Source organism: Vibrio sp. YT-18 (assembly GCF_033337345.1).
In the GTDB taxonomy this organism is placed as follows: Bacteria; Pseudomonadota; Gammaproteobacteria; order Enterobacterales; family Vibrionaceae; genus Vibrio; species Vibrio alginolyticus.
In genome coordinates this window covers 1-3,821 of record NZ_JAWOQO010000049.1, presented here as the reverse complement: position 1 = coordinate 3,821, position 3,821 = coordinate 1, and the positions used below count along the sequence as shown (strand labels likewise).

General features: G+C 47.3%; 6 protein-coding genes. All 6 read right to left on the bottom strand.

Annotated elements, in window-relative coordinates:
- Window positions 1–1,217: zonular occludens toxin domain-containing protein (locus R7M72_RS24105; protein WP_318056352.1), on the bottom strand; the 1,217-nt coding region annotated here is incomplete at its 3' end.
- A 4-nt stretch (window positions 1,218–1,221) separates the two neighbouring features.
- Complete coding sequence (locus R7M72_RS24100) at window positions 1,222–1,566, bottom strand: DUF2523 family protein (protein WP_017636216.1); 345 nt, start codon at window positions 1,564–1,566, stop codon at window positions 1,222–1,224.
- Between the two features lies 1 nt (window position 1,567).
- Window positions 1,568–3,082: a hypothetical protein gene (locus R7M72_RS24095; protein WP_130545387.1), complete on the bottom strand. Its 1,515-nt coding sequence runs from the start codon at window positions 3,080–3,082 to the stop codon at window positions 1,568–1,570.
- A 168-nt stretch (window positions 3,083–3,250) separates the two neighbouring features.
- Complete coding sequence (locus R7M72_RS24090) at window positions 3,251–3,496, bottom strand: hypothetical protein (RefSeq protein WP_005495000.1); 246 nt, start codon at window positions 3,494–3,496, stop codon at window positions 3,251–3,253.
- 5 nt (window positions 3,497–3,501) lie between these two features.
- Entirely contained in the window at window positions 3,502–3,732 is a 231-nt protein-coding gene (locus R7M72_RS24085) for a hypothetical protein (RefSeq protein WP_005477619.1), read from the bottom strand.
- 3 nt (window positions 3,733–3,735) lie between these two features.
- Window positions 3,736–3,821: DUF1293 family protein (locus R7M72_RS24080; protein ID WP_318056353.1), on the bottom strand; the 86-nt coding region annotated here is incomplete at its 5' end.

The following is a 3,821-nucleotide window of genomic DNA, read 5'->3' as shown; positions in this document are numbered from 1 at the left end:
TTTAGGAATCCGTCATCGAGGTAAGTCACACCGCGTGGTGTGACAACCTCAAAATGCACGTTGACGTGTATCGAGGTGGCTTTGTGCCAACGTTCCACGGCAGAAACATAGATACTCTCTGAGTTCGCCAGTGGGAACCAAGCAGGAACGGTGCCTACGTCATGATAAGACTCATTCCCGCAACCAGAACCCGTACAGCCAGAACCACTAGAACCCATGACAGAACCAGGCGAACCACTTTGACCAGAACGTGCTTGACCTTGCGAAGTCGAAACGCCACCTTGCTGCGAAGTTTGATGAAGCTGCGTTCCTTCCGCAGTTGTCGTCTCAGAATCAGAAACCATACCAATAAGCGCATAAACTAAGTACCCAAATGAAAGCACGACCAGTGCCATAGCTGCTAAGAATTTCGGGTTAAGAAAGATGTTCTTTCCAAGTCCCGATTTGGTGATTTGCCCCGTGACGGTCGAGGCGTAGAGTAGGTGGACATCAAGCGGCACCTTGAGGTTATAAACCACATCGTCTTTGCTTGGTTTGGTGACCGTTCGAGTCGGGTCATGTTCCAAGATGCGCGGTTTACGGTTGGAAAAGAAGATCCCATCTTTACCCTTATGTTGCTTGGCCAACTCCGCAACACCTTTTAACTCTTTCGGTATTTGAGCAAAGTCAGGCGTGAGCAACACAATGTCCCAGTTGTAGTGCCGGTGCTCCATAAAGGCGTTGTTAAAGTTCTCGGGATAGATGATGCGTCCTTGCTCATCAAAGCGTGTGCGTTGGCAATCGTCTATCTCGCCATTGTCCAAACTGGATGTATCAATCGTTAGCCAACGAGAGTGAAACAGCTCGGAAAATCCTTCCGGTAAGTGAGGCTCAAAGTCAGTGAAAGGGCGCTTGTGTATGTTCGCCATTTTGAAACCTGCATTGACCGAGAAGATTTGCTGACACTCATCAATGAGGATGAACGCCCCAATGGGCGCCCAACAGAAAAAGTATTTCCAAAGCTCGAAGCCTTCAGGATTGCGAGAGCTAATGCGAATGAGCCGAGCTGTATCAGGGAACTTTTCACCAAGGCGTTGTTCAATCACTTCAAGTGGCTGCATGCCATGAATGTTGGTAATGCAAATTCGACCTTCACGCAGTGCAGGCAGTAAGTCAAACCACACGGCGCAAGCCGATTTGTAAGAGCCACCGTGACCGTATCGAAATGAAGTAGCCATTCAATCACCAGTTAAAGAAACGCATAACTAAAGACGTAGCGAACGCATCAAAGATGACACGTAGCCCAGAGGTGACGCCGTATTCGGTCAAGATATAACGGACATCAGAGGGAAGCGCATTAAAGCGGTCTTCGACAAGCGTATAGACGCCATATTCTTCGAGCAGCAGCTGCGCAATCTTGAGTGCGATTTGTATCGAGGCAATCTTGATATCGAACCATACTGAGATAAGCCACATCGCGCCGTATTCAAACACGTTCTTTATCCATTCAATCGCCACATCAAAGAAGTCGAGAAAGGTTTGCCCAATGTTGGCAATAAACTCTAATGCTGAGTAGATGTATTCCATGTTATTTACTCCGATTACCAAACAGAACCCAAAGGGCGATTAAGGCACAAATGAACAGCACGACAGGGCGAACATACCCCGATACCGCATCAAAACGCTGTAGTCCTGATTCAACGGTTGCGCCTTTGATGTTAAAAGACTTGTCGCTTAATGTGCCGTTATTGAAGTTGGTGCCGATAGTGATTAAGCCTTTGATGTCGTCCACATAGCCTTGGATGTATTCGGCTTTTTCATCTATCGTGGTTTGCAGGATGGCAAAGTCTTCTGCCGTGAAGATTTCGCCAGTGATAGCGGTGCCCGTAGGTGTACCAAACTCAGAGCCAGTCAATAGACCCTCAATCGCATTTAAGCTGCTATCGAGTTCGCCCACGGAATCACCAAGCCCTTTTAAATCGTTACGAATACCAATGGTCGCGTTGGTATTGTTGTTCACCGCCGTAGTGATGTCGCCGTTGGCCTGTTGGATGAGTGCCTTGGTGTTTTTATAAATCTTGTTGTCATTGATTTGCTGCTCTTGAATGGCTTGAGTGTTATCAACCAAAGAGCCTTTCACATCAATGACCGCGTTGGTGATGTCCGCGTGTGACTGGTTGATATCGACGTTAAGATCATGAATGCCTTTGTTCACATCCACGTTAAGCCCTTTAATAGCAGAAAGGACTGCCGTGTCTGTCGATTCATCCGTATCAGGGTCTTCTACATCCGGTTCATCATCAACGTCACCGGGATTGATCGTGTTTGTTGAATCATCGGGTAGGACACTTGGGTCTTCAATCTCGCCTGTTGGGTCGTCAGGGTCATGGGTTGGGTCTTCCGGTTCATCGGGTGGAATGATGGGTTCATCCGGTCCCTTATCGCCCCAAAACAAAGTGCCACCTTCACACTGACGACCAGTGAACGCGAACTTGAGAGAACATTGAGAGTCGGGCGTGTACTGTCCATCAGGAACGCCAGTACAAATAATGGTGGATTCGTTCTTAGTGACTTCACATCGAGTGGCACCGTAATCACCGTAACAAGCGCCCGTCACCAATTCGCCGTAAATGGCAGGGTGCCAGTACAATTTCACGGTATCGCCAATAGACTGTTTGAACTGGCAAGCGTCCATACATGAGCCGTCAGGATTCTCCCCATACTCGCACGGAGGAACGATGGGTTCACAGGTGACACCGTCACCATCATTTATCAATTCATAGTCAGCTGGACACTTAGCCGTATCATGACGGAACCATACAGTTTGAATTTTTGGGAAAGAAGAACTGTCGGTATTACACATTATACGTAAGCCGAACTCATCACTATCCATGTAACATGACGTTGTGGAGAAGTCCTTGTATCGAACAAACTTATTTTCATAACAAGAGACATAAGAATAAGGGTTAACTCTCATCCCCCTAGACAGTTTGCAGTCGGGATAAGCGATAACATCTCTCACAGCGTAAGTTGGTTGAGCTGCGCTTGCATGCCATGACAGGAACAAGCAAGAAAACAAAAGTAAAACGAGTGACTTATTCACATTTGCACCATTAAAAAAGGGAGCCGAAGCTCCCTTATCCGTTGATTAGTGAGTATTGATGCCACTCACAAAGCCGTGGAGGAATGCCCCCGCAAAGGCAACACCTAGAACGATAGCGAGAACATCTCCAAGTAAATTACCCGATAAAGGAGGCATAGAGGTGAGCCGTTAGCGACGTAAGAAGCCAACAACCATTGTCACACCAAAGCCCAGTGCAGCCATACCAATCAGACCCGCCACAACCAGTGATACGTTAGCTTGACCACCGGATACCGCAGAGTTGATTGCGCCCGTGATATCGACTTCAGCGAACGCCGGAGAGACAGACGCGACCATAAGAGCAGCGCCAGCTGCGGTTTTTTTGTTTACGACTGCGTGTTTTACGTTATTTACAACAAGTTCTAGTTTTTTCATAAGATTTACCTTTTACTCATAAGGCGAACAACACGACCCACCCAGTGACCAACGACCATGTTGATCAAGAGCACGCCACTGACATACAGGAACAAGTCACCGTTAAAGAGGACTGGTTCCTTATATTCTTGGTAGTCCACCGCCGAAATCAGCACGTATTCTTGGCAATCCGCAACAGGCGTTTTTGTTGCTTTCAAATTGCCATACTGGTTAACGACGGTGACGCATACAGACATTTTTTAGCCTTGAACTGTTTTCATTGAAGCTTCAAAGTGCTTCTTAATTTCTTGGTCGACTGGAATAAGCTCAGTCACGATAGCGCCTG

What these genes read in the sequence shown, in the direction of transcription:
- R7M72_RS24090 (WP_005495000.1), bottom strand. Translation starts at nt 3,496, where the DNA reads ATGAAAAAACTAGAACTTGTTGTAAATAACGTAAAACACGCAGTCGTA.
- R7M72_RS24085 (WP_005477619.1), bottom strand. Translation starts at nt 3,732, where the DNA reads ATGTCTGTATGCGTCACCGTCGTTAACCAGTATGGCAATTTGAAAGCA.
- R7M72_RS24100 (WP_017636216.1), bottom strand. Translation starts at nt 1,566, where the DNA reads ATGGAATACATCTACTCAGCATTAGAGTTTATTGCCAACATTGGGCAA.